Below are 26,163 nucleotides of genomic sequence, written 5' to 3' on the forward strand. Positions count from 1 at the left end.
CCCACCCCTGAGAAAGCCCTTGAGCAAAAGGGAGATCCGCCCATGTCTCCGAACTGGACCCTCCGTCTCGGCGGTCGTCGCCGGCGTGTGCTGCCGGCGCTCGCCGGGCTCGCGGCCCTGTCCGTGATCGCGACCGGAATCGGCATCAGCAATCCAGAGCCCGCGCACGCCGCCGGCGAGCAGGTCAACGTCTACCTGACCACCACCAACGACTCGGCCGGCCAGAACGTGACCCGGGGGCTGCAGCAGCAGACGCCGGTCAACTTCGGCCCGGCCGGCGGCACGGCCAACCAGACGATCACGGTCAACGAGAACACGACGTACCAGTCCTGGGAGGGCGGCGGCGCGTCCTTCGCCGACAGCTCCGCGTGGCTGCTGAACAGCAGCAACACGATCTCGGCGGCGACCCGCAACCAGGTGATGAAGGACCTGTTCGACCCGGTCAACGGGATCGGCCTGTCGTTCGTCCGCAACCCGATGGGCGCCTCCGACCTGGCCCGGTTCAACTACTCCTACGACGACACCTGCTGCAACCTGAACGACTTCACCATCAACCACGACCTGGCCGACGTGGTGCCGCTGACCAAGCAGGCCAAGCAGCTCAACCCGAACCTCAAGGTGATGGGCTCGCCGTGGAGCGCGCCGGCCTGGATGAAGGACAACAACGACTTCGTCCACCGCGGCTGGCTGAAGGCCGAGTACTACCCGATGTACGCCCAGTACTTCGTCAAGTACATCCAGCAGAACGAGGCCCAGGGCAACCACATCGACTACGTCACGGTGCAGAACGAGCCGACCTGCTGCGGCAGCGACAGCACCGGCTACGCGTCGATGAACTGGAACGGCTCGGGCCTGCTCGAGTTCACCAAGAACCACCTGTTCCCGGCGCTGCACGCGGCCGGGCTGTCCACCAAGGTGATGGTGCTCGACTACAACTGGGGCAACTACAACGACCTCGGCTCGGTACCGCTGGCCGACGCGACGCTGCGCAACGACCCGAACTTCGGCGGTATCGCCTGGCACGGGTACGGCGGTGACGTGAACCTGCAGACCCAGATCCACAACCAGTACCCGAACGTGCCCGCCTACATGACCGAGCACTCGGGTGGTACCTGGATCCCGAACCAGCAGGTCGAGGACATGAACAACCTGATCGACTACACCCGCAACTGGGACAAGTCGTGGGTGAAGTGGGGCATCGCGCTGGACGAGAACCACTTGCCGTTCGTCGGCTCCGGCTGCAACGTCTGCACCGGCCTGGTGACCGTGCACCGCAACGACGGCCAGGCCGGCCAGGTCACCAAGACCGTCGAGTACTACACGATGGGTCACCTGACCAAGTTCGTGAAGCCGGGCGCGCTGCGGATCGACTCGACCGCGAACGCCTCGGTCAAGAACGTCGCCTGGAAGAACCCCGACGGCTCGAAGTCGCTGATCGCCTTCAACACCACCGGCGGCAACCAGTCGGTCCGGGTGAACTGGGGCAGCCAGTCCTTCACCTACACCCTGCCGACCAAGACCTCGGCGACCTTCACCTGGTCCGGCACCCAGGGTGGCGGCGGTACGGGCGGCCAGATCACCGGCCTCGCCGGCAAGTGCATCGACGTGGCCGGCGCGAACACCGCGGACGGTACTCCGGTCAACCTGTACGACTGCAACGGCAGCGCTGCCCAGCAGTGGAGCCGGCCTGGTGACGGCACCCTCCGTGCACTCGGCAAGTGCCTGGACGTGTCGGGCGGTTCGGTCGCCAACGGAGCGCAGACACAGCTCTGGACCTGCAACGGCAGCGGCGCCCAGCAATGGAACTACGCGAACAACGACCTGACGAACCCCCAGGCGAACAAGTGCCTGGACGTCACCGGCAACAACTCCGCCAACGGGACCCGATTGCAGATCTGGTCCTGTACCGGAGCCGCGAACCAGAAGTGGACCATCTCCTAGCCGGTAGTCACTGACACCGGCCAGACCGAACGCGGTGTCCGCACGGGGACACCTGCAGCACGACCGCCACCGCGCCCCCGGTGGCGGTCGAGTTGCGTTCTGGGGTGCTTGACTCTCCGGTAGGCGGAGGGTGGAGGGTTGCCTCATGACGGCGTCAGTGACGATTGGTGAGTTCTCCAGGCTCACGCATCTCAGCGTGAAGACCCTGCATCACTACCACGAGATCGGCCTGCTGGCGCCGGCGCGGATCGACCCGTCGTCGGGCTACCGCCGGTACGAGACGGCGCAGGTCCCGGTGGCCCAGCTGATCCGGCGGCTGCGCGACCTGCAGATGCCGCTGGCTCAGGTACGGGCGGTGGTGGAGGCGCCCGACGTCCAGACCCGCGACCAGACGTTGCGGCTGCATCTGGATCAGATGGAGCGCGAGTTGGCGCAGACGCGGGACGTGGTCGCGTCACTGCGGTCGATGCTGACGCTGCCGGTTGGTGAGTTGACGGTCGAGTACCGGTTCATGCCGGCCTTCCGGGCGTACGCGGTGACCGACCGCGTCGACCGCGACTCGATCGACGACTGGTGCTCGGAGACCTTTGGGTTGCTGGGCGAGATCGCCGGCCGGTACGGGATCAACGCGACCGCGGGAGCGACGTACGGGGACGAGTTCTTCACTGACGACGTCGGTGAGGTGGTCGGGTTCCTGCCGGTCGCGCCCGATCAGCCGGCGCTCGAGCGGGTCTCGCTGGTCGACCTGCCGGCGAGCTACTTCGCGATCACCCGGCACGACGGACCGTACGCCGACTTCGACCGCACCTACGGCGCGCTCGGCAGCCATGTCGCGGAGTACTGCGAGGTGGCGCCCGGGCCGATCCGTGAGCTGTACCTGACCGGGCCCGGCGACGGTGCCGCGGCCAGTGATTTCCGTACCGAGATCTGCTGGCCGATCCAGCGGCTCCCCACTCCGAAAGGCTGAACCAGGATGTCCATCACTCTCGAACACGTCGTCTTCGACTGCAAGAACGCCGCCGAACTGGCCGGCTTCTGGGCCGGCGTGCTGAACTCCTCAGTCGATGCTGAGGGCAACGAATTCTTCGCCACCGTGAACAAGGAGGCCGACGGGTCGGCGCTGATGTTCATCCAGGTGCCCGAGGAGCGGGCCGGCAAGAACCGCCTGCACCTCGACTTGTCCACCACCGGCTGGGCCGAGGAGATCGACCGGATCGTCGGCCTGGGCGCCAAGCGGGTCGGCGAGTTCGACGAGTACGGCGCCCACTGGGTGACCCTCGCCGACCCGGAGGGCAACGTCTTCGACCTCGCCGAGCAGAAGTGAGCTAGCTGAGTGGTTGGTACCTGCGGCCGTCTGTCGTTGCTTGGGCTTGGTCGACCAGGTCGTTGAGTAGGGCTCGGGCTTTGGGGGTTGGCCAGCGGAAGGCTCGGGCCAGGTCGACCGGGGCTGCTTCGAGCATGGTGTCGAGGTAGTGGCGGGCTGCTTCGTGGTGGTCCTGGCGGCCGCCGACGTCGAACTGTTCGCAGGTGAGGGTGAGGAGGGCGGCGGGCCAGCCGTTGCTTTGTTCTTCGATGCCGGCGGTGGTGACCAGCAGGTTCTTCTGCAGCTCGCCGATGGCGCGTTGGTACTTGTTCTTGTCGCCGAGCAGGGCGCGGAGGGTGGCGCTGGAGAGCGGCTCGGCGGTGAGGGCTTCGGCTAGTTCGTGGGCGGCGGGTGATAGCTCCAGGTGCTGGTGGTCGTCCAGCTCGCCCTCGCCTGGGTAGAGGGCGGCGAGCAGGCTGGGGGAGAGGAAGGAGCCTCGGCCGCCGAGGAAGGCGCCGTACCAGGCGAGGCCGCGGCGGGGGAGCTCGTCCTTCCAGCTCCAGACCTTCTGCTCGTTGTCGTTCATCCCGCCGGCGAAGGGCTCCTCGTCCTCGCCCGCGACGGCCTCCCACAGGGACGGGCCGATCGGTTTGGCGGCGGGGAAGAGTAGGGCGAAGCCGACGTCGTCGACGAACTTCCCGGCGCGGCCGACCGAGCCGACCCGGCGTCCGCGCACCCACCACCGCTCGCCGCGGGCCGCTGCCAGCAGGTCGTCGGGCTGTCCGGTCGAAGTCATCGTGCGCGCCATCCGGACAGTCAATCATCGGCCACCGACAGTTCGGACTCGATTTGGGAACGCTCCCACCGAGCTATTGACAGTGGTCTACGTCACCCCGATGCTCTTGGGAGCGCTCCCAGATGGAGCGCCCTGAGTACCTAGGAGGGGTCAGGCGATGAGCCAGACGAAGCGGTTCCTGGCGGTCACGGTGGCTGCCGTGACGGCCATGGGCATGGTCGGGGCATGCAGCAAGAACACGAACGACGCGAAGCCGGCAGCAGACGGCCAGGTCAATCTCGTGGTCGACACGTTCGGGGATTTCGGCTACAAGGCGCTGGTCGCGCAGTACCAGACCGACCACCCGAACGTGAAGGTCGAGCTGCGCAGTGTGCAGAAGCTCGACGACTACAAGCCCAAGCTCACCCAGTACCTCGCGGCGGGGACCGGGGCCGGGGACGTGGTGGCGCTCGAGGAGGGCATTCTCAACGAGTTCAAGACCCAGCCGCAGAACTTCGTCAACCTGCTCGATCAGGGCGCGGCCGACCTGCAGCCGAACTTCCTGCCGTGGAAGTGGGACCTGGGCAGGGTCGGCGCCGACGGGCCGCTGATCGGGCTCGGTACCGACGTCGGTGGTCTGGCGGTCTGCTACCGCAAGGACCTGTTCGCGAAGGCGAAGCTGCCGACCGACCGGGAGGCGGTGTCGAAGCTGTGGCCGACCTGGGACGAATTCATCACCACCGGCAAGAAGTTCACCGCGGCCAACACCGGCGCCAAGGGCTTCGTCGACTCGGTCACGACCAGCTTCAGCGCGATGTTGTCGCAGGCCGGCGACACCAACTTCTACGACCGTGACAACAAGTTGATCGCGGACTCCAACCCGGTCGTGCGGCAGGCCTGGGACACCTCGATGAAGATGGTGTCGGAGGGGGTCAGCGCCAAGATCGCCACCTGGTCGAAGGACTGGGAGGCGGGCTTCAAGAACGGCAGCTTCGCGGTCACCATGTGCCCGTCGTGGATGCTCGGGATCATCAAGACCAACTCCGGCGCCGCGAACGCCGGCAAGTGGGACGTGGCCGCGGTGCCTGGTGGTGGCGGCAACTGGGGCGGCTCGTGGCTGGCCGTGCCCACCCAGAGCAAGCACCCCAAGGAGGCCTACGAACTGGCCAAGTTCCTGACCAGCCCCGACGGTCAGGTCGCCGCCTTCAAGGAGGCGGGCCCGCTGCCGTCGTCGCCCAAGGCGCTGGACGACCCCGCGTTCCTGGCGCTGACGAACGACTACTTCTCCAAGGCGCCGGTCGGCAAGATCTTCGGTGAGGGCGCCAAGTCGCTGAAGCCGGTCGTCCTCGGCCCGAAGCACCAGGCCGTCAAGGAGCGGGCCTTCGAGCCGGCCATGCAGGCGGTCGAACAGGGCAAGCTCACCCCCGACAAGGCTTGGCAGCAAGCGCTGAAGAGCGCTGTCAAAGAGGCGAAGTGACCTCTTCCGGCGTCATCCGGTCGTCGGCGGCAGCGCGTGCCGCCGACGGCCGGGTTTCCTGGCGCTCCCGGCTGACCCGCGCGGACATGAAGTTCGCGCCGTACGTCTTCATTGCGCCGTTCTTCGTCCTGTTCGGCGTCTTCGGGGCGTTCCCGCTGGTCTACACCGGCTGGGTCTCGCTGCACGACTGGCACCTGATCGGTGACCACACCTTCGTCTGGTTCGACAACTACACCGCGCTGTTCTCGGATCCGGACTTCTGGAACGCGCTGAAGAACACGGTCGGCATCTTCGTGCTGGCGACCGTCCCGCAACTGCTGATGGCGCTGTCGGTGGCCAATCTGCTGAACCGCAAGATCCGCGCGCGCACCTTCTTCCGGATGGGGGTGCTGATCCCGAACGTCACCTCGGTGGCGGCGGTCGGCATCGTCTTCGGCCAGCTGTTCGCCCGCGACGTCGGCCTGGTCAACTACGTCATCACCGCGTTCGGCCTGGACGCGGTGGACTGGCAGGCCAACTGGTGGTCCAGCTGGATCGCGATCGCCGTGATGGTCGACTGGCGCTGGACCGGCTACAACACACTGATCCTGCTCGGGGCGATGCAGGCGATCCCCAAGGACCTGTACGAGTCGGCCTCCCTGGACGGGGCCAAGCCCCGGCAGCAGTTCTGGCGGATCACCGTGCCGTTGCTGCGCCCGACGCTCGTGTTCACCGTCATCATCTCCACGATCGGCGGTCTGCAGTTGTTCACCGAGCCGGTGATCTTCGGCAACGGCAGGATGCTCGGCGGCACCCTCGGGCAGTTCCAGACGGTCACCATGTACATGTACGAGACGGCGTTCCAGCGCTTCCAGTACGGGTACGGCGCGGCCATCGCGTGGTCGCTGTTCGGGCTGATCGTGGTGTTCTCGCTGATCAACCTGCTGATCGTCCGGCGGGCCGCGCGGTGAGCGCGCTGAGGGCCGCCTCGGTCCGGCTGTGGCGCACCAGCCCGTTGACGTACCTGGCGCTGATCGTCGCCTGCGCGTTGTCGCTGTTCCCGATCTACTGGATGGTCGTCGTGGCCACCCGGTCCAACGACGTGATCAACGACGTACCGCCGCCGCTGCTCCCGGGCGGTGAGCTCGCCGCGAACGTCGGCCGGGTGTTCGCGAACGAGCACGCGGCCTTCGCCTACGGCCTGGTGAACTCGGTCGTGGTCTCCAGCGTGGTGACCGTCTCGGTGGTCTTCTTCTCCACCCTGGCCGGCTTCGCGTTCGCGAAACTGCGGTTCCGCGGCCGCAACGGTCTGCTGCTGGTGATCGTGGGCACGATGATGGTGCCGGTCCAGCTCGGCCTGATCCCGCTGTACATGCTGATGGTGAAGATCGGCTGGAACGGTCACCTGCAGGCGGTGATCGTGCCGTTCCTGGTGAGTGGTTTCGGCGTCTTCATGATGCGTCAGTACGCCGCCGAGGCGATCTCCGACGAGTTGGTGGAAGCCGCCCGGGTGGACGGCTGCTCGACCTTCCGGATCTACTGGAACGTCGTGCTGCCCGTACTACGGCCCGCCGCGGCCGTACTCGGTCTGCTGACCTTCATGCAGACCTGGAACGAGTTCATCTGGCCGTACGCCGTCCTCGACGCGAACACCCCGACCGTCCAGTTGTCGCTCAGCCTGCTGGCGACGGCGTACTACACCGACTACGCGCAGGTCTTCGCGGCGACAGCGCTGGCTACGCTGCCCCTGTTCGCGGTCTTCGTCCTGTTCGGCCGCCAGATCATCGGCGGCATCATGGAAGGTTCGATCAAGTCGTGACAACTGACAGCCAGACCGAGGCCGGTACCGGACTGGAGTTCCCCACCGGGTTCCTGTTCGGCGCCGCCACCGCCGCCTACCAGGTGGAGGGCGCGGCGACCGCCGACGGGCGTGGTCCCTCGATCTGGGACACCTTCTCGCACGCGCCCGGCCGGGTGCTGGGCGGCGAGACCGGCGACGTCGCGATCGACCACTACCACCGGTACCGCGACGACGTCGCCTTGATGGCTGACCTCGGTCTGCAGGCCTACCGCTTCTCGATCGCCTGGCCGAGGGTCCAGCCGAGCGGTCGCGGCGCACTCAACCAGGCGGGCGTCGACTTCTACTCGCGGCTGGTCGACGAGCTGCTCGCCGCCGGTATCGAGCCATGGCCGACCCTGTACCACTGGGATCTGCCGCAGCCGCTGGAGGACGCGGGCGGCTGGCCCGAGCGGGACACGGCGGAGCGGTTCGCGGACTACGCGGGCGCGATCGCCGCGGCACTGGGCGATCGGGTCCGGCAGTGGACGACGCTGAACGAACCTTGGTGTTCGGCCTTCCTGGGCTACGGCTCGGGCGTGCACGCACCGGGTCGTCAGGATTCTGCTGCGGCTGTTCGCGCCGGGCATCACCTGATGCTCGGGCACGGCCTGGCCGCCGGCCTGCTCCGGTCCGCCGGGCATCAGGTCGGCGTGACCATCAACTTGTACGAGGTCGTACCGGCCAGTGAGCGGGCGATCGACCTGGACGCGGCCCGGCGGATCGACGGACTGCAGAACCGCTTCTTCCTCGACCCGGTCCTGCGCGGGTCCTATCCGGCGGACGTGATCGCGGATCTCGCGCCGGTGACCGACTTCGCGCACGTACGGGACGGGGACCTGGCCGTCATCTCCACCCCACTCGACGTCCTGGGCGTGAACTACTACACCCGGCATGTGGTGACAGGCGAGCCGACCGGCGGCGACGACGGTCATGGTGGAGGGGGCGGCGCCGGCGCGTCGCCCTGGCCCGGCAGCGAGGACGTGGGGTTCGTGAAGGGCGACTTGCCGGTCACCGCGATGGGATGGGAGATCCATGCCGAGGGGCTCACCGGTGTTCTCGAGCGGGTCGCGCGGGAGTATCCGCCGGTGCCGCTGTACGTCACCGAGAACGGCGCGGCCTTCGCGGACGTACCGGATGCGGATGGTCTGGTCCGTGATCCCGACCGGATCGGCTACCTGGACGGCCACCTGCGGGCCTGTCGGGCGGCGATCGACGCGGGAGTCCCGTTGCGCGGCTACTTCTGCTGGTCGCTGTTCGACAACTTCGAGTGGTCCTGGGGGTACTCGCGGCGTTTCGGCCTGGTCCATGTCGACTACGAGACGCAGACACGGACACCGAAGAGCAGCGCTTATTGGTACGGCGATCTGATCCGAGGCAGGCTAGCGGTATGACCGAACCCCGTCCCACCATCGAAACCGTCGCGGCAAGGGCGGGGGTGGGGCGGGGTACCGCTTCGCGAGTGGTGAACGGATCCTCCCAGGTCAGCCCGGCGGCCCGCGCGGCCGTGCTGAAGGCGATCGACGAGCTGGGCTATGTGCCGAACCGGGCGGCTCGCAATCTGGTCACCCGGCGGACCGACTGCGTGGCCCTGGTGATCTCCGAACCGGGCGAGCGGCTCTTCACCGAGCCGTACTTCGCCGGCATCGTCCGCGGGATCAGTTCGGCGATGGCCCAGACCCAGCTGCAGTTGTGGTTGTCGATGGTGCAGAGCGCGACCGAGCGCGAGCGGGCCGGCCGCTTCCTGACCAGGGAGCACGTCGACGGGGTGCTGATGCTCTCGCAGCACGCGGACGATCCCCTGCCGGCCCAGGTCCGGGCCGGCGGACTGCCGTTGGTGCTGTGCGGGCGGCCACTGGCCGGGCCGGACAACCGTCCGGTCGGGGACATTCCCTTCGTTGACGCCGACAACGCGACCGGCGGGCGGCAGGCAGCGCAGTACCTGGTGGATCAGGGCCGGAAACGAGTCGCGTGCATCGCAGGTCCGCAGGACATGTCCGCCGGGGTAGCGCGACTGCTGGGGTTCCGCCAGGTCATCGGCGAGGACCTGGTCGAGTACGGGGACTTCAGTGAGGAGAGCGGCGCGAAGGCGATGGTGGCGCTGCTGGACCGGGCGCCCGGGCTGGATGCTGTTTTCGCGGCATCGGACCCGATGGCCTTCGGGGCGATGCGGGTGCTGAAGGCGGCCGGCCGGCGGATTCCGGAGGATGTGGCCGTGATCGGGTTCGACGGCTCGCCTGGTGGCCGGCACTCCGACCCGCCGCTCACCTCCGTGTTCCAGCCGACCGAGGAGATGGGGCGCGAGATGACCCGGCTCCTACTGGCTCAGTTGAGCGGTGAGCAGCCTGCGGAGACTCAGATCATCGTCGAGACCAGGCTGGAGCTTCGCGGCAGCGCCTGAGTCCTGCTGGATCAGGCGTAGGGATCGGTGACCTCACGGAGTTTGGTCAGGGCGCGGCGGAGCTGGGTGGCTTGGGTGGTGCCCAGGTGGGCGGTCCACTCGGCCTCGATGTCAGCGATCTCGGCGGCGGCGATGGGGATCGTCCGGGCGCCGTACTCGGTGATCTGGACGAGGCGGGCGCGGGCGTCGCTCGGGTCGGGGACGCGGCGGACGTAGCCCGCCTTCTCGAGTTGGTCGACCAGGAAGCCGGCCGTCTGTTTGGTGACCTGGGCCTGGTCGGCGAGGTCGGTCAGCCGGGTGCCGTTCGCGCCGATTCGCTGGAACACTCGGGCTTGGGCGGGCGTGATCTCGAAGCCGGCCGCGGCCAGTCGCGCGAAGACGCGGTTCTCCAGGGAGCGGTACGGGATGAACAGCAGCAGTCCGAGGTTCGGGTCGTCGTCCGGCACCCGGCCATCTTGACTGATGGTCAGAGAGGCTGTCTAATTTGGTCAGAGAGGCTGACTAGTTCCACTGGGGTGCGTGATGGAGACCGAAGAGATCTGGCGGTACGTCGATGCCGAGCGCGCGGCGTTGGCCGACCTGCTGGCCGGGCTGACCGAGGCCGAGTGGTCGACGCCGTCGGTCTGTCCGGGCTGGACGGTCCGCGACGTCGCGGCGCATGTGATCTCGTCGCCGCAGGCCCGGGTGCTGCCGGTGATGGGCGGGATGGTTCGGGCGCGGGGCGACTTCAATCGATTCGTGTTCGAGGAGGCGCGGCGGGCGGGGGCGAAGTACTCGGGGGAGGAGATCGTTGCGCAGTACCGGCGGTTTGCCGGATCGCGTCAGCGGCCGCTCGGTACGACGGTTGTCGATCCGCTGCTCGATGTGCTGATCCATACCCAGGACATCGTGCTGCCACTCGGGCGCCGGCATGAGATGCCGGTCGAGGCGGCGGTGGTGGCGGCCGATCGGATCTGGGCCAAGTCGTTTCCTTTCAAGGCCCGCAAGCGGTTGAGTGGCTTCAGATTGGTTGCCTCTGACATCGAGTGGTCGGTGGGTGCGGGGGCTGAGGTACGCGGGCCGATCGCCGGGTTGCTGCTGTTGCTCAGCGGGCGTGAGTCGGCGCTGCTTCCGCGTCGTTGAGTGGGGTTTTGCCGGCTGGGTACGTTGGGAGGGCCGAGGAAATGACCCCATGACCCCGACGAACCAGGTGTGACGATGAGCGCGCTCGCGCAGACGACGCAGGAGCCGACCGGTGTGGCCGGTTGGGCGATCGACCTGATGGAGAAGCTGGGTGCTCCGGGCGCCGGGCTGGCGGTGGCGCTGGAGAACCTGTTCCCGCCGTTGCCGAGCGAGGTGATCCTGCCGTTGGCGGGGTTCGCGGCCAATCGGGGTGATCTCGGGTTGATCAGCGCGATCTTGTTCACGACGCTCGGGTCGGTGGTGGGTGCGCTCGCGCTGTACGGCGTGGGCGGCGTGCTCGGGCGGGAGCGGACCCGCGGGCTGGCGGCGCGGCTGCCGTTGGTCAAGCTCGAGGACGTCGACAAGGCGGAGGAGTGGTTCGACCGGCATGGCGCCAAGGCGGTCCTGATCGGGCGGTTGGTGCCGGTGGTACGGAGTCTGATCTCCGTGCCGGCCGGTGTCGAGCGGATGACCGTGCCGTTGTTCCTCGCGCTGACGGCGCTGGGGAGTGCGGTGTGGAACACGGCGCTGATCGTCGCGGGGTATGCGCTGGGTGAGAAGTGGCATGTCGTGGAGTCGTCGGTGGGGGTGCTGCAGTACGTCGTACTGGCGGGTGCGGTGGCCGCGGTGACCTGGTTCGTGGTTGTCAAGGTGAGGGCGAATCGTTCACCAGCTGAGAAAGTCAAGTAGCCAGCTCGACTTTGGTTAGGCTCGAGATCTCACTGCCGAACCTCCCAGGAGTTGGGTCCCGATGCCCTCAACCGTCTTCGAGCCGCGGATCGTGCCGGATCCGCCGGTCTGGCCGCAATCCGTCGTCACCGTGGTGGGGAATCCGAAAGCCGGGTCCCGGACGGCGGCGGCTGCCGCGTCGGTGGCCGAGTTGCTTGCTTCTGAGCTCGGTACGCCGTACCGGATCGACGAGCTGATCGATCTCGTCACGTTCGCGCCGGCGATCTTCCAGGGGGAGAGCGCGGCGGAGGGGGATCGGGAGGCGTTGGACAGTGCGATCGAGCTGGTGTCGTCGGCTTCGGTGATCGTGCTGGCTACGCCTGTTTACAAGGGGAGTTACACGGGGTTGCTGAAGAGCTTCCTCGACGTGCTGCCGCATCTGGCGCTGGCTGGCTCGGTCGTCGTACCGGTCACTGTGTCGGCTGCTCCCAGCCACAAGTTGCTTGCTGACCTGCATTTGCGTCCGGTCCTCGCCGAGCTCGGTGCGAGCGTGCCGACTCCGCCGGTCGCGCTGGAGGAGAAGGACTTCGAGGACCTCCAGCTCCCGGTCTCAGTCTGGCTCCGTCGTCACGCTGGTCTGGTGCAGGCAACCACAATCGCTCTCCAGCCAGTCGCCGAACCAACCCCCGCCAAGTAACTCACCCAATCCGCCCCGCGCCCGCCGCGCCCGCCGCGCCCGCCGCGCCCGCCGCGCCCACCGCGCCCACCGCGCGGAAGATGCGGCGCGAGGCTGCGGCGGCTCTGCACATTTCGGGGGTTAACCCCTGAGATGGTGGGTTGCCCTACGTGGTTCTGATGGGGCAACCCACCACCTCAGGGGTTAACCCCTCAAATGGTGGGTGGGTGGGTGGGGAGGGGGCTGGGGCCCCGGACGGGGTGTCCGGGGTCCCAGTTCCTGGCCGAGGGGGACGCGTGGGGTCAGTCGGCGCGTGCGGCGGCCTCGGCAGGTCTGGTGGAGAGGGACTTTGTGGCGGGGATGAGGGTGGAGAGCATCGTCAGGACGAAGGCGATTCCGATGATGATCAGGTAGATCCAGATGGGGCCTGAGGGGGTTGCGCTGGTGGAGACTGCTGAGGCGTAGGGGAGGAGGGTGGCCAGGGCTACCAGGGTGCCTAGGACTATGCCGGAGACGGCTACGAGGATGCCTTCTGTGGTGAGCATTCTGAGGACTTGACCTCGGGTGGAGCCGGTGAGGCGTTGGAGGCCGAACTCGCGGCGGCGGCGGACTGTGGCGGACGCCAGGGTGTTGACTACCGAGACTGCGGTGTAGGCGATGAGCATGCCGACCAGGAGATAGTTGATCCAGGCTTGGGTTTTGAGGTCTTCGTTGTTGCCGGCGATGAGAGCGTCGCGATCGGCTACCTGTACGCCGGGAGTCGCGGCGGCGAGTTCGGCCAGGGCGGGTGCGATCGACGCGCCGGGCTCGGCGCGGACGAGGATCTGCGGGGCCAGGCGATCGGTGGTGTGGGCGGCGACCAGGTCGGCGGGGAGGACGATGCTTTCGTAGCCGCGTTCGGCCGCGAAGGTGGCGACTACCTTCAGCTCCACCGGGGTGCCGTCGCCGAGGGTCATCTTGAGCGACGTACCGACCGGACGCTGGATCTTGTTGGCGACCACGTCGGGGAGCGCGACCGTGTTGCCGGTCAGGCCCTCGAGGGAGCCGGTGGTCAGGCGTACCGGCGCAGTACCGTCCGGGCCCTGGGGCGAGATGCCCTGCAGGAGTGCGCCGTCTTCGTCGAACGGCGCGTTCCGCGGCTCGTCGATGACGCCGAGGCTGGTGACGTAGGCGGACGCGCTCGCCACCCCCTTCAGCGCCTGGACCTGGGGGAGAAGCGACGGCGAGAGACCCGAGGCGGTCGAGACGAGTACTGCGTCGGCGCGCAGGTCCTTGGTGAACGCCTTCGAGGCCGCGTCGACGTTGGTGGTCTGCATGTAGATGTTGGCGGTGGCGATCCCGACGGCCAGCATGACCGGCATCACCGCGGCCGACATGGCGACGGATCGCGCCGTCACGTTGAGGATCGCGAGCCGTCCGTTGACCCGGCTCACCGCGTACAACGGCCAGCGGAGGATGCCGAGGATCAGCTTGGTGACCAGCGGGCCGAGCACTGCCAGACCGATCGCCCAGCACAGCACCGCGGGACCTGCAGTCGCGCCGGCCAGCGGCCCGCTCATCACGGCTCCCGTCACGATCATCAGCGCGAGACCGCCGCCGACGAAGAGCAGGCCGATCACGAGTCGCACCCAGCTGAACCACTTGGTCTGCAGCGAGGACTCGACCAGAGCTTCGACCGGCCGGATCTTGGCTGACCGCCGAGACGCCATGAACGCCGCACCGACAGCCGCCAGTACTGCGGCTCCCGCACCGGCAGCGAACGGGATCAGCCCCTGGTAGAAGGTCACGTCAGGCGACGCCACCCCGTTCTTCGAGAGCTGATCGAAGAGGAAGCGCCCGAGCAACGCGCCGGGGATCACACCAGCCAGTACTGCGGGAAGCGCGACCAGCATCGCCTCACCGAGGATCATCCGCCGGACCTGGCCAGGTGTCGTTCCGATGCTGCGCAGCAAGGCGAACTCGCGCTGCCGGTGCTGAGCGGCCAGGGCCAGCGTCGAGGCGACGACGAACATCATCGTCATCGTCGCGATGCCACCGAACGAGCCGGCCACCGAGATCAGCACGACCTTCTTGACGGCCGCGTCCGGGTGCTCGACCTGGCCACGATCGAGACCGATCAGCGCGGACACGTCGGCGGTCTTCTCGATCTGCTTCCGCAGCGCCTTCAGGTCGGTGCCAGGGGCAACGAGTACGCCGAGGGAGGAGAACTTCCCGGGTTGGCCGGCGAGACGGCTGGCGTCCTGGTCGGAGAAGAAGGTGTTGCCGGCCGGGCCGGCGGCGATTCCGTCGACGGTGAAGGCGGTTTGCCGGCCACCGACCAGCAGGTTCACCTTGCCACCGAGCTTCGCGTGGAGGTCCCGCGCGGTCGTTGCGTCCAGGACGACTCCGCCGGGGCGAGGCGCAGTACCGGAGGTGAGGGTGAAGGGGGCGAGCGGGGCGGCTGACCAGTTGTGGCCCTCGCCCTTGCTGAAGCCCTGGCCCTGGGGGACCGGGGCGGGGAAGGTCTGGTCGCCGATGACGTCGGTGACGCCTTGCAGGGAACGGATCTTGGCGGCGACCGAGTCGTCGATGCCGACCTGTTCGGTCAGGTGGGTGACATCTTCCTTGCCCGGACGGAGGTGGGTGAGCTTGCCGGTGACGACGATCGGCGCTGCGGCGAGGCGCTCGGGTGCGACGTTGGAGCGGATGCCGGTCTCCATCAGGCCACCGCAGGCGAGCACGATGGCGGTGCCGAAGATGACGGCGACGAAGGTGGCGATGAAGCCGCTCTTGCGATAGCGCAGGGTGCGGACGGCCAGGCGCATCATCGTCCGACTCCGGCTGCTTCGTGCGCCGCACGGGCTGCTTGGGCGGCGCGGGCCGCGCGGGCGCCGAGGTGGGTGAGGCGGTCTGCTACCTGCTCGGCGGTCGGTGAGACCAGGCTGCCGGCCAGTACGCCGTCGGCGAGGAAGACCACCTGGTCGGCGTACGAGGCCGCGACCGGGTCGTGGGTGACCATGACGACGGTCTGGCCCTGGGTGCGGACGGGTTCGCGGAGCAGGTCGAGGACGTCGGCGGCGGTCTGGGTGTCCAGAGCGCCGGTCGGCTCGTCGGCGAAGATCACCGCGGGCCGGGCGACCAGGGCGCGGGCGATGGCGACGCGCTGCTGCTGGCCGCCGGATAGTTCGCCCGGGCGGCTCTTGTGCTTGCCACTGAGGCCTACGCGGTCCAGTACCTCGCGGACGGCGGCCTTGTTGGTACGGCGGCCGTCGAGCTCCTGCGGCAGGGTGACGTTTTGCCAGACCGTCAGGGCCGGCAGCAGGTTGAACGACTGGAAGACGAAGCCGATCCGCTCCCGGCGTAGCTCGGTGAGCTGCCGCTCGTTCAGGCCGGCCAGCGGTACGTCGTCGATCGCGACCGTACCGGCGGTCGGCCGGTCGAGTCCCGCAGCGCAGTGCAGGAAGGTGCTCTTGCCCGAGCCCGACGGCCCCATCACGGCGGTGAAGGTGCCCCGCGCGAAGCTGATCGTGACACCGTCCAGCGCGGTGACGGCATTGCCGCCCTTGCCATAGACCCGGCGTACGTCCTGCAGCACGACCGAGTGGTTCGATCTGGTGAGTACTTCCTTGCTACGCCTCATGACTGACCCCTTGTAGCTGTCCCGACTGACGAGAACGACGCTACGGAGAGCCAGACGCGCTCCCCAGGGAGTTGGGCAGCCACTGGGGGTAGTGCTAGGTCCCCTCTTCGTGGAGGAGATAGTCGCGGATGCCGGACCGCACCTGGTGAACCAGTGGCTCGGTCCAGTCGGTGCCGTCGGCACTGAAGTGGCCAGTGAGTACGCCATCCGTCCTGGTGCGGACGCGGATCGCCAGAGCGTCCGCTAGCCCAGTGTCCTTGGGGCCGGCGGCTGTGGCGACCTCTGCTTTGACCGTGCCGAAGGTGAAGCCGGTGGGCCATTGCTGGGGGACGTACTCGAAGAACGGGGTGCGCTGGGGGTCTTGGATCGTCGCGTAGATCGCTGATGCTGGGTAGCGGGCGTAGCGGCTGCAACCGACTACGGCGTCCCGTACTGCCGGTACGTCGGCTGCTAGCGAGCCGGTGACGCGGGGGATGGCCAAGTAGGAGGGGACGATGCAGGGGCCGAGTAGGTGCTGCCAGGCTGGGCGGTCGCGCTTGCCGAAGAGGGTGGTGAACGCCAGGGTGTCGCCGGGGCCGACGTGGGGGTCCATGCCGTGGGCAAGTGCGGCCAGGTAGGTGACGAGGGGTGTGCTCCGGTGCTGCTTGGTCAGTGCGTCGACGGTGGCAACCTCTTGCGCGCTGAGCAGGTCGTCACGGTAGGCCAGCGGATCGCCGGTTGAGGAGGGTTGCGGTGAGACCTTGGTGTCGCGGATCTTCGAGTGCCACCAGGCGGCGGCTTCTTTGCTGGTACGGCGTACCTGGTCTTCCTCTGCTGTTGTGTAGTCGGTGTACTGGGCGGGCGGTGGTAGCTCTTGGCCGGTGTAGAGGGCTGCTAGCTCGGTGACTGTCTCCCAGAGGGTTACTGGGTCGGAGACCATGTGATGGAGGTGCAGTGCGAGCTGGTTGCCGGCTAGGCGCAGTCTGATCGGGCGGGCGATGTCTACCGGGGCGTGCGAGCTGACCTCGTCGACCAGCTCCAGCGACGAGCGGGGCTCGGGGTGGATCAGTTGGAGCCGGTCGCTGCTGACCTCTGTGCGCAGTACCTCGTGGCGCTGCTGTAGCCGGTAGAAAGCTGTAGCTAGCCGGTCGGCATCCAGTTTGTCGTCCAGCGTCAGCACTGTGTTCATCGTGAACCAGGGGCCCTTGGCGAAGCCCGGACGCTTCTCGTCCATCTCCAGGGCGAACGTCTGCCACAAAGAAGTCTTCATAGGAGGGCCTGGGAGTAGTCGGGGACCTCCGCTGCGACCAGTGCTTCGTGCAGGTCCTCCAGTACCTCCACAGCGAACCCCTTCTGCTGCCACTGCTCGAACGAGATGCCGAAGCCCAGCTCGATCCACAGGTCGGCATTGCGCTGCTCATGTGGGCCGAACGGCTCCAGCAGGACTGTCGGTGTCGCGGACCACAGCGAGTCGAGCAGTGTGCCTCCACCGGGCTTGCTCACTGTGGCGAGCGCTTGGCGGCACAGGTCGAAGGAGCCGTGGTGCCCGGACCGCTGGTGGAAGGTGGTCGGCCGCCCTGCTACTACCTCACCGAAGGGCGGATAGCCGTCGTCGAGCCACGGGTGCCACTCCGGGTCGATCATGAAGTAGCGCACGCCCTTGGTGGAGAGGTCCCGGTCCTCGTACGCGACTACGTCCAGCTCGAAGCCTGCCTGGAGTAGGTCATCGGCTCGCTCGCGGTAGGTGCCCATGCCCCAGCCACCGCCGTGCACGAGGAGGCGCTGTTCCCTGTCCCGCCACGGCACAGCGGCGTCGCGGCTGACTGGGATGCTGCAGGGAATAGTCAGGTTGTCGGCGTCTGCGAGCCAGATGTGCCGCACCGGCAGGGATGTCGGGCCGGCCTTGTCGAAGGATGGCGATTGGACCGAGTCGACATGGCACACGTCCACGGGGAATTCGCCGTACTGGGCGATGTACCGCTCGACCAGTGGGAGCCAGAAGCCGGAGAAGACCACGAAGCGGGTCACGCGCCGCGCATGCCAGCCGTCGAGGAGTGCGGTGACAGCTGCCTCCTCGGTGGCGACTGAGGCATCGCGGGCGAGCTTCTGACCGGCCAGGGCGATCCGGAAGTCGCGGTGGAAGGCCTGCTTGGAGCGGGCCGTGGTGGCGAGCGTCTCGGGCGGCATCAGGCGCTCCAGCACGGAGACGTTCGCAGCCTGGCCTTGTTCGGCGAGGCGGTCTGCGAGGAGCAGGCCCGGAACGTGGACGCCCAGCGCTACGCCCGAGGTGAGGATCTCGATCACAGGCGGTCCAGGTCCTTGTTCAGGTGCCGAAGGATCAACTTCACCATCGCTTCGCGGTCCGGACCCTCGTAGCCGCGGGGCGTCCCCTCGACCAGCATGATCAGGTAGAGATAGACCCGGTAAAGAACGAGAGTCTCGCCCAACTCGAGTTCGCCGTACCCGGCCAGCAGGTCGGCATCAGGTGCGGAGCGGAACAAGGTCAGCGAGGCGAACTCGGCGACCGGATCACCCCAGAACGCGCGCTCCCCGTCGATCAGCCCGGTGATCCGCCCGTCCTCGACCAGGATGTTGCCGTCCCACAGGTCGAAGTGGATCAACCGCGGAGTCTGTACCTCGTCCAGCAGGTCGAGCCGGCTGAGGACCAGTTGCCGGAGCTGCTCGGCCGGCCGCGGCAGCTCCACGGCGAACCGGCTGGCATCGGCCAGGACGTCGTCGACCATCGACAGGAACGCCCCGCTCCAGGTGGCGACCAGCCCCTTCTGCGGATACCCGAAGGCCGAGCCGGTCACTTCGTGGAGAGTCGACACGATCCCGCCCAGCTCACGCTGGAGAACGGCCCGCTCATCGTCGGGCACGCCCTGCATCGTCGTACCGGGGAGTGCCGTCATCAGTAGGTAGTCGTCGCCGCTGTGGATGACCTCGGGTACCGGCGCCTTGCCGCGGGCCGCTTGGTAGAAGAGGGCTTCGGTGTGGATCAGGTCGTGCTCATGGCTCAGCACCGGCGCGTCCGGGTCGGGGGAGACCTTCAGGATCAGGTCGGAGCCGATCCGGTAGACGGTGTTGTACGTACCCTCGGTCAGCTCGGTGACCTCGCCGCTGGGGTCGACGCCGGCTTCCTCCAGGATCTGGGTGATGGCCGGGCGGTCGAGTTGGCGCTTGTTGCTCATCGGTTGTCCTTGCGGCGGCGGGCGTCGGAGTAGATCTCGTCCATCAACGTGATCCGCGGGGTGGCCGCGTCCAGGTCGTCGGTCGGGCTGTCGAGGATTCGGGTGAGTTGGCGTTCGTAGTACGAGATCGCCGGGAAGCCGATCACCTGGCGGTCGCCGTCGGTGGGGGTGACGATCAGGTTGAGCGGTACCGCCCCGGCGACCGGGCGGAGGAAGTTCCTCAGCTTGACCTTGGCGCGTTCGAAGGTGAAGACATGGTCCGAGATGTGCTGTTCGCCGACGTCGGCGGTCAGCGTCGCCTCGACACCGGTTGCCCAGCGCAACGAAGCCTCGAACGAACGGTCGACGTCGTTGGGTCCGTCGAAGTCCGACCTGCCCTCGGCAGCGACTGGGTCCAGCCCGATCGTGGCCTGGACGGCCTGCAGCCAGTAGCTCGCGGCGTCGAAGAAGATGCCGCCGCCGAGCTCCGGCCGATCGCGATACCCACCGGGAGCCGGTACTGCGAACCTGACGGTCGTCTCCGCCTTGACCAACGGCCCGTAGGGCTCGCCGTGAACGAAGTCGTGAACCGCCTGCTGCCACGGGTGATCCGCGGTCGCGACGGCCTCGAAGACCTTCACGTCCGTGGCGGCGAAGGACAGCTCGGCCAGCTCCTCGGCGGTGAGGCAGAGCGGCTTCTCGACGATCACGTGCTTGCCGGCGACCGCCGCCCGGACGGCCCAGCGGTGATGGGCGGAGTTGTGCAGCGAGATGTAGACGGCGTCGATCGCCGGGTCGGCGAGCAGCGCTGCATAGTTCTCGTGCACGACCGGGATCTCGTGCCGGCCGGCGTATTCCTTGGCGCGGACGGGATCGCTCGCGGCGACTGCTCTGACGCCGGCACCCTGCGCCAGCAGAGTACGTTCGGCGATCCCGGTGGCTCCGATCAAGCCGATCTCAAGCGGCATCGGTCATCCCTCGTGGTGTCAGGCCGGCCGAGATCACTTCGGTCAGCAGGCGTTGCCGCCAACGGTGGATCTCACCGGCGGCGCAGAAGATGGCGACGTGGACCCGCCCGCCGGGGGACGCCAGGGTGCTCCCGTTGAGCACCGTGACGCCTGGCTGTGCGGTTCCGGCGTACCGGATGGGGGCGAAGGCCCGGGTCAGGTCTTCGATGGTCTCGCCGGCGGCGAGGTTGAGTTCGAGTTGCCAGAGGTGGCCGGTGAGGCCGTGCTCCCTGGCCTGGCGGTCGAGGCGGATCGCCAGCAGGCCGAGTGATTGCCTGGCGTTGATCTCGAGGACGGGGATCACGGTGCCGTCGTCGAGCAGCATCGAGTCGACGCCGACCGGTCCCCAGTAGCCGGCCTCGGTGAGGGCGGGGATGACTTCGCTGACGGTTTCGGCGTACCAGCCCTGGTCGATCAGTGACGGGGTGGCGGGGCTGGAGCCGAAGTGGCGGAAGCCGCGATTCGTCATCTGCTGGATGCCGAGGAACTCCCAGCTGCCGTTCTGGTCGAGGTGGAAGTGGCCGGAGAAGTCGTGCTGTTTGGGGAACTTCTCCTGTACGACGAGCTCGATCCGCAGGCCGTTGCCGACCTGCTTGCGGAGGACTCGCTCGATCGCCTTGAGGATGCCGGGGGAACTCGCTTCGAGCAGTGCCCGGCCGGAGACGCCGTACGGATCCTTGATCAAGGCCTTGAAATCAAGGGAAGTGACGGCGTCGACCAGTTCTTCGGTACTGCGAACCACCCGCCCGGCGCCGGGCAGTCCCAGTCGCCGGACCAGCTCGTCGGACCAGGTCTTCGAGTTGACCTGGGCAACCACATCCGGTGCCGGCAGCAACTGTTCCGCGAGGGTCCAGGTTTCCGGCAGGACGGCGTACGGCGCGATGGTGGCGCCGCGGATCCGGCTCATGATCGCCTGGTCGGCCAGGACGTGGCGCTCGATCGGGCCGGGGCCGGGATCGCCGAGCGCCAGGTGATCGAAGTGCAATCCCATGGCTGCAAGGCCTTCGCGTACTGCCGCCGACATCGGGCGTCGGGTGATCAGCAGGTCGCCGGGGTCGCAGAAGCCGGCCAGTAGCTCGTCCATCGCGTCGATGGCTGGGTCGCTGGCGCTGGTACCGATCGCCGGGAGGGCGGCCAGGTCCGTCGGACGCCAGCTCGATTCGGCGTCGAACGTGCCCAGCCGCACTACGCGGTTCTCGAGGTGATGGCTCATCGCACCGGGGCCGCCAGGTTGGCGACGAAGGTACTGAACTGGCGGACCGAGCGCAGATCGTCCAGCTGGAGGTTCGGGTAGTCGAGCTCGAGGTCGAACTCGTCCTCGATCGCCAGCAGGAAGGTGATGGTCTGCAGCGAGTCCAGCCCGTACTGCTCGACCAGATCCGCCTCGGGACCGATCTCCCCGGCGGTGATGCCGTTGTCGAGGACCTTGGCCAGGACGTTCTTGACGCGTTCTTCGATCTCCACCTCAGACTCCGTTCAGATAAAGGAGAATGCACTTCGAGCAGACCGGCATCATGCCGTTCTCGGACATGATCCGGCGGACCTCCTTGAAGGACTGGCTCTGCCACAGGTCGTTCACCGACTGGTCGTACAGGTTGCCGACCACGAACTCCGGGAAGAACTTGCAGGAGCTGACGGCGCCGTCGGCGTGGACCTCCATCCGGTTCGACACCGCGAGGCACTTGCTGCGGTGCTGGGCCGGGCGGGAGGTACCGAGGATGAAGTCGTCGACCTCGTCGTCCTCGAGCTGCGGCTGATAGCGGAGGCGGACGTTCCAGGCCCGGGACGCCAGGCGGGCCATCGAGTCCTTCAAGGCCGGCAGCTCTTCCTCGGGCAGCTGGTAGGTGTACGAGTGCCAGGTGGGCTTCTTGGTGTCGGTGCTGGGGTTCAGCCAGGAGAAGGTCTTCTCGTACAGCTCGTCCATCGAGTTGGCGACCGCTGGGCTGATGTACCAGGGGAACTGGAAGTAGACGGTGTTCACGCCGAGCTCCTCGGCCCATTCCATGAACTCGTACATCTTGTGCACGGTGACGTGGCTGACCATGCAGGACAGCGACAGCTCGCCGTCCCATTCGCCCTTGCGCTTGAGGTCCAGCATCAGCTGGATGTTCTCCATCGTGCGCTTGAAGGTGCCGCGGCCGCGCAGCGCCTCGTGGTCCTCGCCGAGGCCGTCCAGGCTGACCAGCAGGTTGAGGTTCTCACCGATCTTCAGCAGGTCGTCGAGCTTGCGCTTGAAGAGCAGGCCGTTGGTGCACATGTTGACGGTGCGCGGGTACTTCACCAGGAGGTCCGCCACCTGGTCGAACTTGGTGTGCATGAGCGGCTCGCCGCCCCAGAGGAAGAGCTTGGAGCGGACGGGGGCGGTGGTACGGAGTACGTCCTCGATCACCTCGAGGTCCAGCTCGGTCTTCTGCTTCTGGATGCTGAAGTCGCGGAAGAAGCCTTGCTCGTTCCACTGGTAGCAGTGGGTGCAGCGCAGGTTGCAGCGGTAGGTCAGTTGGAGGCTGACCTCCTGCGGCAGGGGTGCGGCGTAGCTGGGGTCGAGCAGGAGGTTCTTGCGGGCCTTGGAACGGATGGACACGGTGTGCTTGATGTCCGCGAACTCCTTGGTGTTCAGCGTTCGCGTCGTAGTGGGGCGCATACGATCTCCCTCAGGCTTGGCTTGTTCTTCCGATCGACAAGACGCTGGCTCCGGCGATCACACCTCCCGTCGCGAGGACGAGGACCAGTGCTGTGGACGTTCCGAGATGTCCACCCAGTACGCCGGCCGCGAAGCCGCCCGTCAGTGCGCCGAGCGGGATGGTGGAGGAGGTGACGGTGCGGGCGGTCGCGTGGACGGTGCTCTGGAGGTCTGCGGGGGTGACGTTCTGGCGGATGCTGGTGGTGAGGACGTTCCATACCGGCGTCCAGACCGACGCGCAGACGCGGATGATGACGAGCACGATCGCCGGCGCAAACACCAAACTGACCGGAATCGCCAACCAGAACACGCCTTCCAGCCCAGTCAGCAGGAGAGTGCGGTGTGTCCCGATCCGATCGACCAGCCGGTTGGCGGCGAACGCTCCGACCAGCCCGCCGACGGACCCGGCCGCGATCAGCAGTCCGCCTTGCAGGCTCGACAACCCCAGCACCCGATAGGCGAACAGCAACAGAACGGCGTCCACCATCCCGGTCCCGAAACTCCGCACGGCCGCCCCGACCACCAACGGCCGCAACACCCCGTGCCCCTTCACGAACCGAAGCCCCAGGGCGATCCGCCCCCGCATCGCCATTTGGGGGGTTAACCCCTCAGATTGTGGGTTGCCCCCCTTGGTTCCGGGCTGGCAACCCACAATTTCAGGGGTTAACCCCTGAAATTGCGCGGTGGGGTTGGTGGTGGTGAGGGGCTCGCGGGTTTGGATTCGGGTTCGGGTCAGGGCTGAGGTGAGGAAGGGCAATGCGGTGAGGAGGAGGCCGGTGTACGGGCCGGTGAGTTTGAGGAAGAGGCCGGCCAGGGCGGGGCCGGCGAGTTTGGAGAGGCTGTCGGAGCTTTGGAGGTTGGCGTTGGCGGCTACCAGGCCTCCGGGCCGGACTACTACGGGGAGGTAGGACTGGCCGGCTATGTCTACGAAGACGGTGGCTACGCCGGCCAGGGCGACCACGATCAGGAGTTGGGGGATCGTGACCAAGCCGGCCAGGGCGGCCAGGGGGATGGTGGTGAAGAGGAGGAAGCGGAGTAGTTCGCCGGTGATCATGACCCGGCGGCGGGGGAGGCGGGTCAGGGCGGCGCCGGCGACCAGGCCGAGGGTGGGGTAGGCGAGCCAGCCGATGGCGGAGAGGATGCCTACCTGGGCGGAAGTGGCGTTCAGCGTCAGGATGGCGATGCTGGGGACGGCGAAACCGGTCAGGCGGTCGCCTACGAAGCTTGCGGTCTGGCTGGTCCAGTACCAGCTGAAGTCCGCCTTGGGCGGAGCTGTCCCCACGGTTGTACGCACCGCACCTCCGACTCCCCAGCGCCGTTGTGTGCCTGCCTGTCACCCGCTTAGTTCAAGCTCTGAAATAAGCGGCTCGGCACAACCTAACCGGGTAAGTCGCGAGTCTCAAGCCCTCCGTCACATCTCGATCGCAGACAGTCGCGAAGTGGGAGAAGCCTTCAGTTTTTGAAGGTTCACAGGTCGTCGGGGGATTCGACCGGCTTCTTCCGCTCCTGCTGGAGCTGGATCTCGATCCGCGACTCGGCCGCCGTCGGCAGCCACATCTGCTCGAACGGGCCCATCATCGACGCCCCGATCCCGCGCCTGCGCGAGCGCGCCGCGGCCCAGGCGAGCAGGCCCAGAAACCCCGCCACGACGGCAAGGCTGAGGAACAGAATCCAGATCCCGTCGATCGCTCCCACCTCCACCCGAAGGACGTAGGTGAGACGCCGATCGTTCCCTGGGCTAGACCGGTTTGGGGACTGGTGTGTTCAGCAGGGCGGCGAGGCCGGTGCAGTAGCCGTGGGGGGTTACGTCGCCGAGCAGCAGGCGCTGGAGGATGAAGCCTGGGACAAGGCCGAAGAGCACCTGGGCGATCAGCTTGGGATCGGCGTCCGGGGTGACCGTGCCGTCGGCCTGCGCCCGCCGGGCGACCGCCTCGAAATGGCTCCGCAGGTGCTGGTACTTCGAGCAGGCGGTGCCCATGATCGTCTCGTTGTGCAGCGCCTCGGCCCAGGCCTGGATCGCCACCCTGGTCAGGTCGCCACCGGGCTGGCTGGCGATCCCGACGATGTGCTCCAGGGTCGCCTCGAGCGCCGCCGCCGGAGTGAGCGGCGCCTCGGTCGCCAGGATGCCCTCGAAGAGCTGGTCGATCGTGCCCAGCGCGTCGTCCGCGATCGCCGCGACGATCTCCTCCTTGCTCTTGAAGTAGCCGTAGACGGCGCCGGCCGACAGCCCGGACTCGCGGATCACGTCCGCCATCGTCGTCTTGTGGAAGCCCTGGTCCATCACGCACTTGCGCGCGGCCAGCACGATCTCGCGGCGGCGGTTGGCGCGGTGTTCCTCGGTGACCTTGGGCATACCGCAAACATAAAACGAATGTCCGTTCTTGACAACTGAGCGTGATCCCGTCAGGCTCGGAATCGATAAAGAACGATCATTCGGTTTTAATGAGGAGCTGACCCGGGATGTCCGAGGACCAAGCCGTCGCAGAGGAGACCCGTCGCGTTCCGGTGGCGGTCGTCGTCACCTTGCTGACCGCGATGCTGACCGTCGTGCTGATCGCGTTCGCCTGGCCGGCCGCGCGGTCCCAGCCACGTGACCTGCCGATCGCCGTCGCGGGTCCGGCGCAGGCCGCCGCGCAGGTGAAGGGCGGGCTCGACCAGGCGATGCCGGGCGGGTTCGAGATCGACTCGGTCGCCGACCGGGCGGCCGCCGTCGAGGCGATCAAGGACCGTGACGTGTACGGCGCGATCGTGCTCGATCCGCAGGCGCCCGAGGTGCTGACCGCATCGGCCGGCGGTCCGGCGGTGGCCCAGATCCTCACCCAGTTGTCGACCAGGCTCGCGGCGGAGAATCCCGGCGTACAGGTCAAGGTCACCGATGTCGTTCCGCTGCCGAAGGACGATCCGCGCGGGGCCGGGCTGGCTGCCGGTGCGTTGCCGTTGGTGCTCGGTGGCATCATCGCCGCGGCCGTGCTGACCCAACGGATCAAGGGCGGCGGCCGGCGGGTCGCGGGGGCGCTCGCCTTCGCTGTGACGGGCTCGCTGGCGCTGGCCGCGGTGCTGCAGTTCTGGCTGGGGTCGTTCGAGGGGAACTACCTGGCCAACGCGAGTGTGATCGCGTTGTCGATCGGTGCCATTTCGCTGACGCTCCTGGGCCTGGAGGGGTTGTTCGGATTCGTCGGCCTGGCTGCTGGTGGTGCGGTGATGATGTTGCTCGGCAACCCGTTGTCCGGGCTGGCCAGCGCGCCGGAGATGCTGCCGACCGGGTGGGGTTCGCTCGGCCAGTTCCTGCCGCCGGGGGCAGCCGGTACCGCGTTGCGCTCCGTGAGCTTCTTCGACGGCGCGGGCTCGGGCCGGTCCTTCCTCGTGCTCGGGTGCTGGCTGGTCCTGGGGCTCCTGCTCTGCGGGTTCGCCGCGATGCGGAGTCGTGGCCGGAGCGTCGTACAAGCCCGTTCGGAGGCGTCGCCGGTTACCGTTTGACAGATGACGGCG

At 67.6% G+C, this 26,163-nt stretch carries 26 protein-coding genes; 12 read left to right on the forward strand and 14 right to left on the reverse strand.

The window, feature by feature from the left end; translation table 11 throughout:
- The first annotated feature begins 42 nt into the window (after positions 1 to 42).
- The 3 genes from ABD116_RS02900 to ABD116_RS02910 all read left to right on the forward strand — a co-directional run bounded on the left by ABD116_RS02900 (position 43) and on the right by ABD116_RS02910 (position 3,265).
- A complete protein-coding gene (locus ABD116_RS02900; RefSeq protein ID WP_343964484.1) occupies positions 43 to 1,941 on the forward strand; it encodes a ricin-type beta-trefoil lectin domain protein in 1,899 nt (632 codons plus the stop codon).
- Positions 1,942 to 2,086: 145 nt separating this feature from the next.
- Positions 2,087 to 2,908 (forward strand): MerR family transcriptional regulator, encoded by an 822-nt coding sequence (locus ABD116_RS02905; RefSeq protein WP_343964486.1) that lies wholly within the window; start codon positions 2,087 to 2,089, stop codon positions 2,906 to 2,908.
- 6 nt (positions 2,909 to 2,914) lie between these two features.
- Positions 2,915 to 3,265 carry a VOC family protein gene (locus ABD116_RS02910; RefSeq protein ID WP_343964488.1) on the forward strand — a complete coding sequence of 117 codons (351 nt, stop codon included), beginning with the start codon at positions 2,915 to 2,917 and terminating at the stop codon, positions 3,263 to 3,265.
- A gap of 1 nt (position 3,266) precedes the next feature.
- On the opposite strand, the gene ABD116_RS02915 is transcribed toward ABD116_RS02910, so the two are convergent.
- A complete protein-coding gene (locus tag ABD116_RS02915) occupies positions 3,267 to 4,052 on the reverse strand; it encodes an AlkZ-related protein (RefSeq protein ID WP_343964490.1) in 786 nt (261 codons plus the stop codon).
- A 145-nt stretch (positions 4,053 to 4,197) separates the two neighbouring features.
- Between ABD116_RS02915 and ABD116_RS02920 the strand changes: the two genes are divergently transcribed.
- Genes ABD116_RS02920 through ABD116_RS02940 form a run of 5 tightly spaced genes read left to right on the forward strand, consistent with a single transcriptional unit; the run spans position 4,198 to position 9,713 of the window.
- Positions 4,198 to 5,496, forward strand: coding sequence for an ABC transporter substrate-binding protein (locus tag ABD116_RS02920; protein WP_343964492.1), 1,299 nt, complete (start codon positions 4,198 to 4,200; stop codon positions 5,494 to 5,496).
- Positions 5,493 to 6,446, forward strand: coding sequence for a carbohydrate ABC transporter permease (locus tag ABD116_RS02925; RefSeq protein WP_343964494.1), 954 nt, complete (start codon positions 5,493 to 5,495; stop codon positions 6,444 to 6,446). Before ABD116_RS02920 ends, ABD116_RS02925 begins: the two co-directional genes overlap by 4 nt.
- Positions 6,443 to 7,294 carry a carbohydrate ABC transporter permease gene (locus ABD116_RS02930; protein ID WP_343964496.1) on the forward strand — a complete coding sequence of 284 codons (852 nt, stop codon included), beginning with the start codon at positions 6,443 to 6,445 and terminating at the stop codon, positions 7,292 to 7,294. Before ABD116_RS02925 ends, ABD116_RS02930 begins: the two co-directional genes overlap by 4 nt.
- Complete coding sequence (locus tag ABD116_RS02935) at positions 7,291 to 8,706, forward strand: glycoside hydrolase family 1 protein (protein WP_343964498.1); 1,416 nt, start codon at positions 7,291 to 7,293, stop codon at positions 8,704 to 8,706. The genes ABD116_RS02930 and ABD116_RS02935 overlap by 4 nt, the downstream gene beginning before the upstream one ends.
- Positions 8,703 to 9,713: a LacI family DNA-binding transcriptional regulator gene (locus ABD116_RS02940; protein WP_343964500.1), complete on the forward strand. Its 1,011-nt coding sequence runs from the start codon at positions 8,703 to 8,705 to the stop codon at positions 9,711 to 9,713. Before ABD116_RS02935 ends, ABD116_RS02940 begins: the two co-directional genes overlap by 4 nt.
- A gap of 11 nt (positions 9,714 to 9,724) precedes the next feature.
- Here ABD116_RS02940 and ABD116_RS02945 read toward each other — a convergent pair whose 3' ends face one another.
- Entirely contained in the window at positions 9,725 to 10,159 is a 435-nt protein-coding gene (locus tag ABD116_RS02945) for a MarR family winged helix-turn-helix transcriptional regulator (RefSeq protein WP_343964502.1), read from the reverse strand.
- A gap of 76 nt (positions 10,160 to 10,235) precedes the next feature.
- On the opposite strand from ABD116_RS02945, the gene ABD116_RS02950 reads away from it, so the two are divergent.
- From ABD116_RS02950 to ABD116_RS02960, 3 genes are all read left to right on the forward strand, one after another.
- Positions 10,236 to 10,835 (forward strand): maleylpyruvate isomerase family mycothiol-dependent enzyme, encoded by a 600-nt coding sequence (locus tag ABD116_RS02950; RefSeq protein WP_343964504.1) that lies wholly within the window; start codon positions 10,236 to 10,238, stop codon positions 10,833 to 10,835.
- A gap of 75 nt (positions 10,836 to 10,910) precedes the next feature.
- Positions 10,911 to 11,564 carry a DedA family protein gene (locus tag ABD116_RS02955; RefSeq protein ID WP_343964506.1) on the forward strand — a complete coding sequence of 218 codons (654 nt, stop codon included), beginning with the start codon at positions 10,911 to 10,913 and terminating at the stop codon, positions 11,562 to 11,564.
- A 61-nt stretch (positions 11,565 to 11,625) separates the two neighbouring features.
- Positions 11,626 to 12,240: an NADPH-dependent FMN reductase gene (locus ABD116_RS02960; protein WP_343964508.1), complete on the forward strand. Its 615-nt coding sequence runs from the start codon at positions 11,626 to 11,628 to the stop codon at positions 12,238 to 12,240.
- Between the two features lie 281 nt (positions 12,241 to 12,521).
- Here the strand turns inward: ABD116_RS02960 and ABD116_RS02965 are convergent, their stop codons facing one another.
- The 12 genes from ABD116_RS02965 to ABD116_RS03020 form a co-directional block, all read right to left on the reverse strand.
- On the reverse strand, positions 12,522 to 15,026 hold the full coding sequence (locus tag ABD116_RS02965) for an ABC transporter permease (protein WP_343964509.1): 2,505 nt from the start codon (positions 15,024 to 15,026) through the stop codon (positions 12,522 to 12,524).
- A complete protein-coding gene (locus ABD116_RS02970; protein ID WP_343964511.1) occupies positions 15,023 to 15,838 on the reverse strand; it encodes an ABC transporter ATP-binding protein in 816 nt (271 codons plus the stop codon). Before ABD116_RS02970 ends, ABD116_RS02965 begins: the two co-directional genes overlap by 4 nt.
- Before the next feature lie 94 nt (positions 15,839 to 15,932).
- Positions 15,933 to 17,087: a hypothetical protein gene (locus ABD116_RS02975; protein WP_343964513.1), complete on the reverse strand. Its 1,155-nt coding sequence runs from the start codon at positions 17,085 to 17,087 to the stop codon at positions 15,933 to 15,935.
- Positions 17,084 to 18,121 (reverse strand): glycosyltransferase family protein, encoded by a 1,038-nt coding sequence (locus ABD116_RS02980; protein ID WP_343964515.1) that lies wholly within the window; start codon positions 18,119 to 18,121, stop codon positions 17,084 to 17,086. The genes ABD116_RS02975 and ABD116_RS02980 overlap by 4 nt, the downstream gene beginning before the upstream one ends.
- A complete protein-coding gene (locus ABD116_RS02985; protein WP_343964517.1) occupies positions 18,118 to 19,008 on the reverse strand; it encodes a phosphotransferase family protein in 891 nt (296 codons plus the stop codon). Before ABD116_RS02985 ends, ABD116_RS02980 begins: the two co-directional genes overlap by 4 nt.
- The gene (locus tag ABD116_RS02990) at positions 19,005 to 19,955 is read right to left on the reverse strand and encodes a Gfo/Idh/MocA family protein (RefSeq protein ID WP_343964519.1); all 951 of its coding nucleotides are present in this window, start codon (positions 19,953 to 19,955) and stop codon (positions 19,005 to 19,007) included. The genes ABD116_RS02985 and ABD116_RS02990 overlap by 4 nt, the downstream gene beginning before the upstream one ends.
- Entirely contained in the window at positions 19,945 to 21,207 is a 1,263-nt protein-coding gene (locus tag ABD116_RS02995) for an ATP-grasp domain-containing protein (RefSeq protein WP_343964520.1), read from the reverse strand. The genes ABD116_RS02990 and ABD116_RS02995 overlap by 11 nt, the downstream gene beginning before the upstream one ends.
- Complete coding sequence (locus ABD116_RS03000) at positions 21,204 to 21,458, reverse strand: acyl carrier protein (protein ID WP_343964522.1); 255 nt, start codon at positions 21,456 to 21,458, stop codon at positions 21,204 to 21,206. The genes ABD116_RS02995 and ABD116_RS03000 overlap by 4 nt, the downstream gene beginning before the upstream one ends.
- Position 21,459: 1 nt before the next feature.
- Positions 21,460 to 22,635 (reverse strand): radical SAM protein, encoded by a 1,176-nt coding sequence (locus tag ABD116_RS03005; RefSeq protein ID WP_343964524.1) that lies wholly within the window; start codon positions 22,633 to 22,635, stop codon positions 21,460 to 21,462.
- Positions 22,636 to 22,645: 10 nt separating this feature from the next.
- Entirely contained in the window at positions 22,646 to 23,968 is a 1,323-nt protein-coding gene (locus tag ABD116_RS03010; protein WP_343964526.1) for an MFS transporter, read from the reverse strand.
- Positions 23,969 to 24,141: 173 nt separating this feature from the next.
- Complete coding sequence (locus ABD116_RS03015) at positions 24,142 to 24,375, reverse strand: hypothetical protein (RefSeq protein WP_343964528.1); 234 nt, start codon at positions 24,373 to 24,375, stop codon at positions 24,142 to 24,144.
- A 37-nt stretch (positions 24,376 to 24,412) separates the two neighbouring features.
- A complete protein-coding gene (locus tag ABD116_RS03020) occupies positions 24,413 to 25,027 on the reverse strand; it encodes a TetR/AcrR family transcriptional regulator (RefSeq protein WP_343964530.1) in 615 nt (204 codons plus the stop codon).
- 107 nt (positions 25,028 to 25,134) lie between these two features.
- Here ABD116_RS03020 and ABD116_RS03025 point away from each other — a divergent pair, with 107 nt between their 5' ends.
- Complete coding sequence (locus ABD116_RS03025) at positions 25,135 to 26,151, forward strand: ABC transporter permease (protein WP_343964531.1); 1,017 nt, start codon at positions 25,135 to 25,137, stop codon at positions 26,149 to 26,151.
- Positions 26,152 to 26,163: the final 12 nt, after the last annotated feature.

Source organism: Kribbella koreensis (genome assembly GCF_039525325.1).
Lineage (GTDB): Bacteria > Actinomycetota > Actinomycetes > Propionibacteriales > Kribbellaceae > Kribbella > Kribbella koreensis.

Coding starts and splice junctions, on each gene's coding strand:
- ABD116_RS02970 (WP_343964511.1), bottom strand. CDS start 15,838: ATGAGGCGTAGCAAGGAAGTACTCACCAGATCGAACCACTCGGTCGTG.
- ABD116_RS02950 (WP_343964504.1), top strand. CDS start 10,236: ATGGAGACCGAAGAGATCTGGCGGTACGTCGATGCCGAGCGCGCGGCG.
- ABD116_RS03020 (WP_343964530.1), bottom strand. CDS start 25,027: ATGCCCAAGGTCACCGAGGAACACCGCGCCAACCGCCGCCGCGAGATC.
- ABD116_RS02965 (WP_343964509.1), bottom strand. CDS start 15,026: ATGATGCGCCTGGCCGTCCGCACCCTGCGCTATCGCAAGAGCGGCTTC.
- ABD116_RS02915 (WP_343964490.1), bottom strand. CDS start 4,052: ATGGCGCGCACGATGACTTCGACCGGACAGCCCGACGACCTGCTGGCA.
- ABD116_RS02995 (WP_343964520.1), bottom strand. CDS start 21,207: ATGAGCCATCACCTCGAGAACCGCGTAGTGCGGCTGGGCACGTTCGAC.
- ABD116_RS02910 (WP_343964488.1), top strand. CDS start 2,915: ATGTCCATCACTCTCGAACACGTCGTCTTCGACTGCAAGAACGCCGCC.
- ABD116_RS02960 (WP_343964508.1), top strand. CDS start 11,626: ATGCCCTCAACCGTCTTCGAGCCGCGGATCGTGCCGGATCCGCCGGTC.
- ABD116_RS03005 (WP_343964524.1), bottom strand. CDS start 22,635: ATGCGCCCCACTACGACGCGAACGCTGAACACCAAGGAGTTCGCGGAC.
- ABD116_RS02990 (WP_343964519.1), bottom strand. CDS start 19,955: ATGCCGCTTGAGATCGGCTTGATCGGAGCCACCGGGATCGCCGAACGT.
- ABD116_RS02985 (WP_343964517.1), bottom strand. CDS start 19,008: ATGAGCAACAAGCGCCAACTCGACCGCCCGGCCATCACCCAGATCCTG.
- ABD116_RS02905 (WP_343964486.1), top strand. CDS start 2,087: ATGACGGCGTCAGTGACGATTGGTGAGTTCTCCAGGCTCACGCATCTC.
- ABD116_RS02940 (WP_343964500.1), top strand. CDS start 8,703: ATGACCGAACCCCGTCCCACCATCGAAACCGTCGCGGCAAGGGCGGGG.
- ABD116_RS02955 (WP_343964506.1), top strand. CDS start 10,911: ATGAGCGCGCTCGCGCAGACGACGCAGGAGCCGACCGGTGTGGCCGGT.
- ABD116_RS02920 (WP_343964492.1), top strand. CDS start 4,198: ATGAGCCAGACGAAGCGGTTCCTGGCGGTCACGGTGGCTGCCGTGACG.
- ABD116_RS02975 (WP_343964513.1), bottom strand. CDS start 17,087: ATGAAGACTTCTTTGTGGCAGACGTTCGCCCTGGAGATGGACGAGAAG.
- ABD116_RS02900 (WP_343964484.1), top strand. CDS start 43: ATGTCTCCGAACTGGACCCTCCGTCTCGGCGGTCGTCGCCGGCGTGTG.
- ABD116_RS03025 (WP_343964531.1), top strand. CDS start 25,135: ATGTCCGAGGACCAAGCCGTCGCAGAGGAGACCCGTCGCGTTCCGGTG.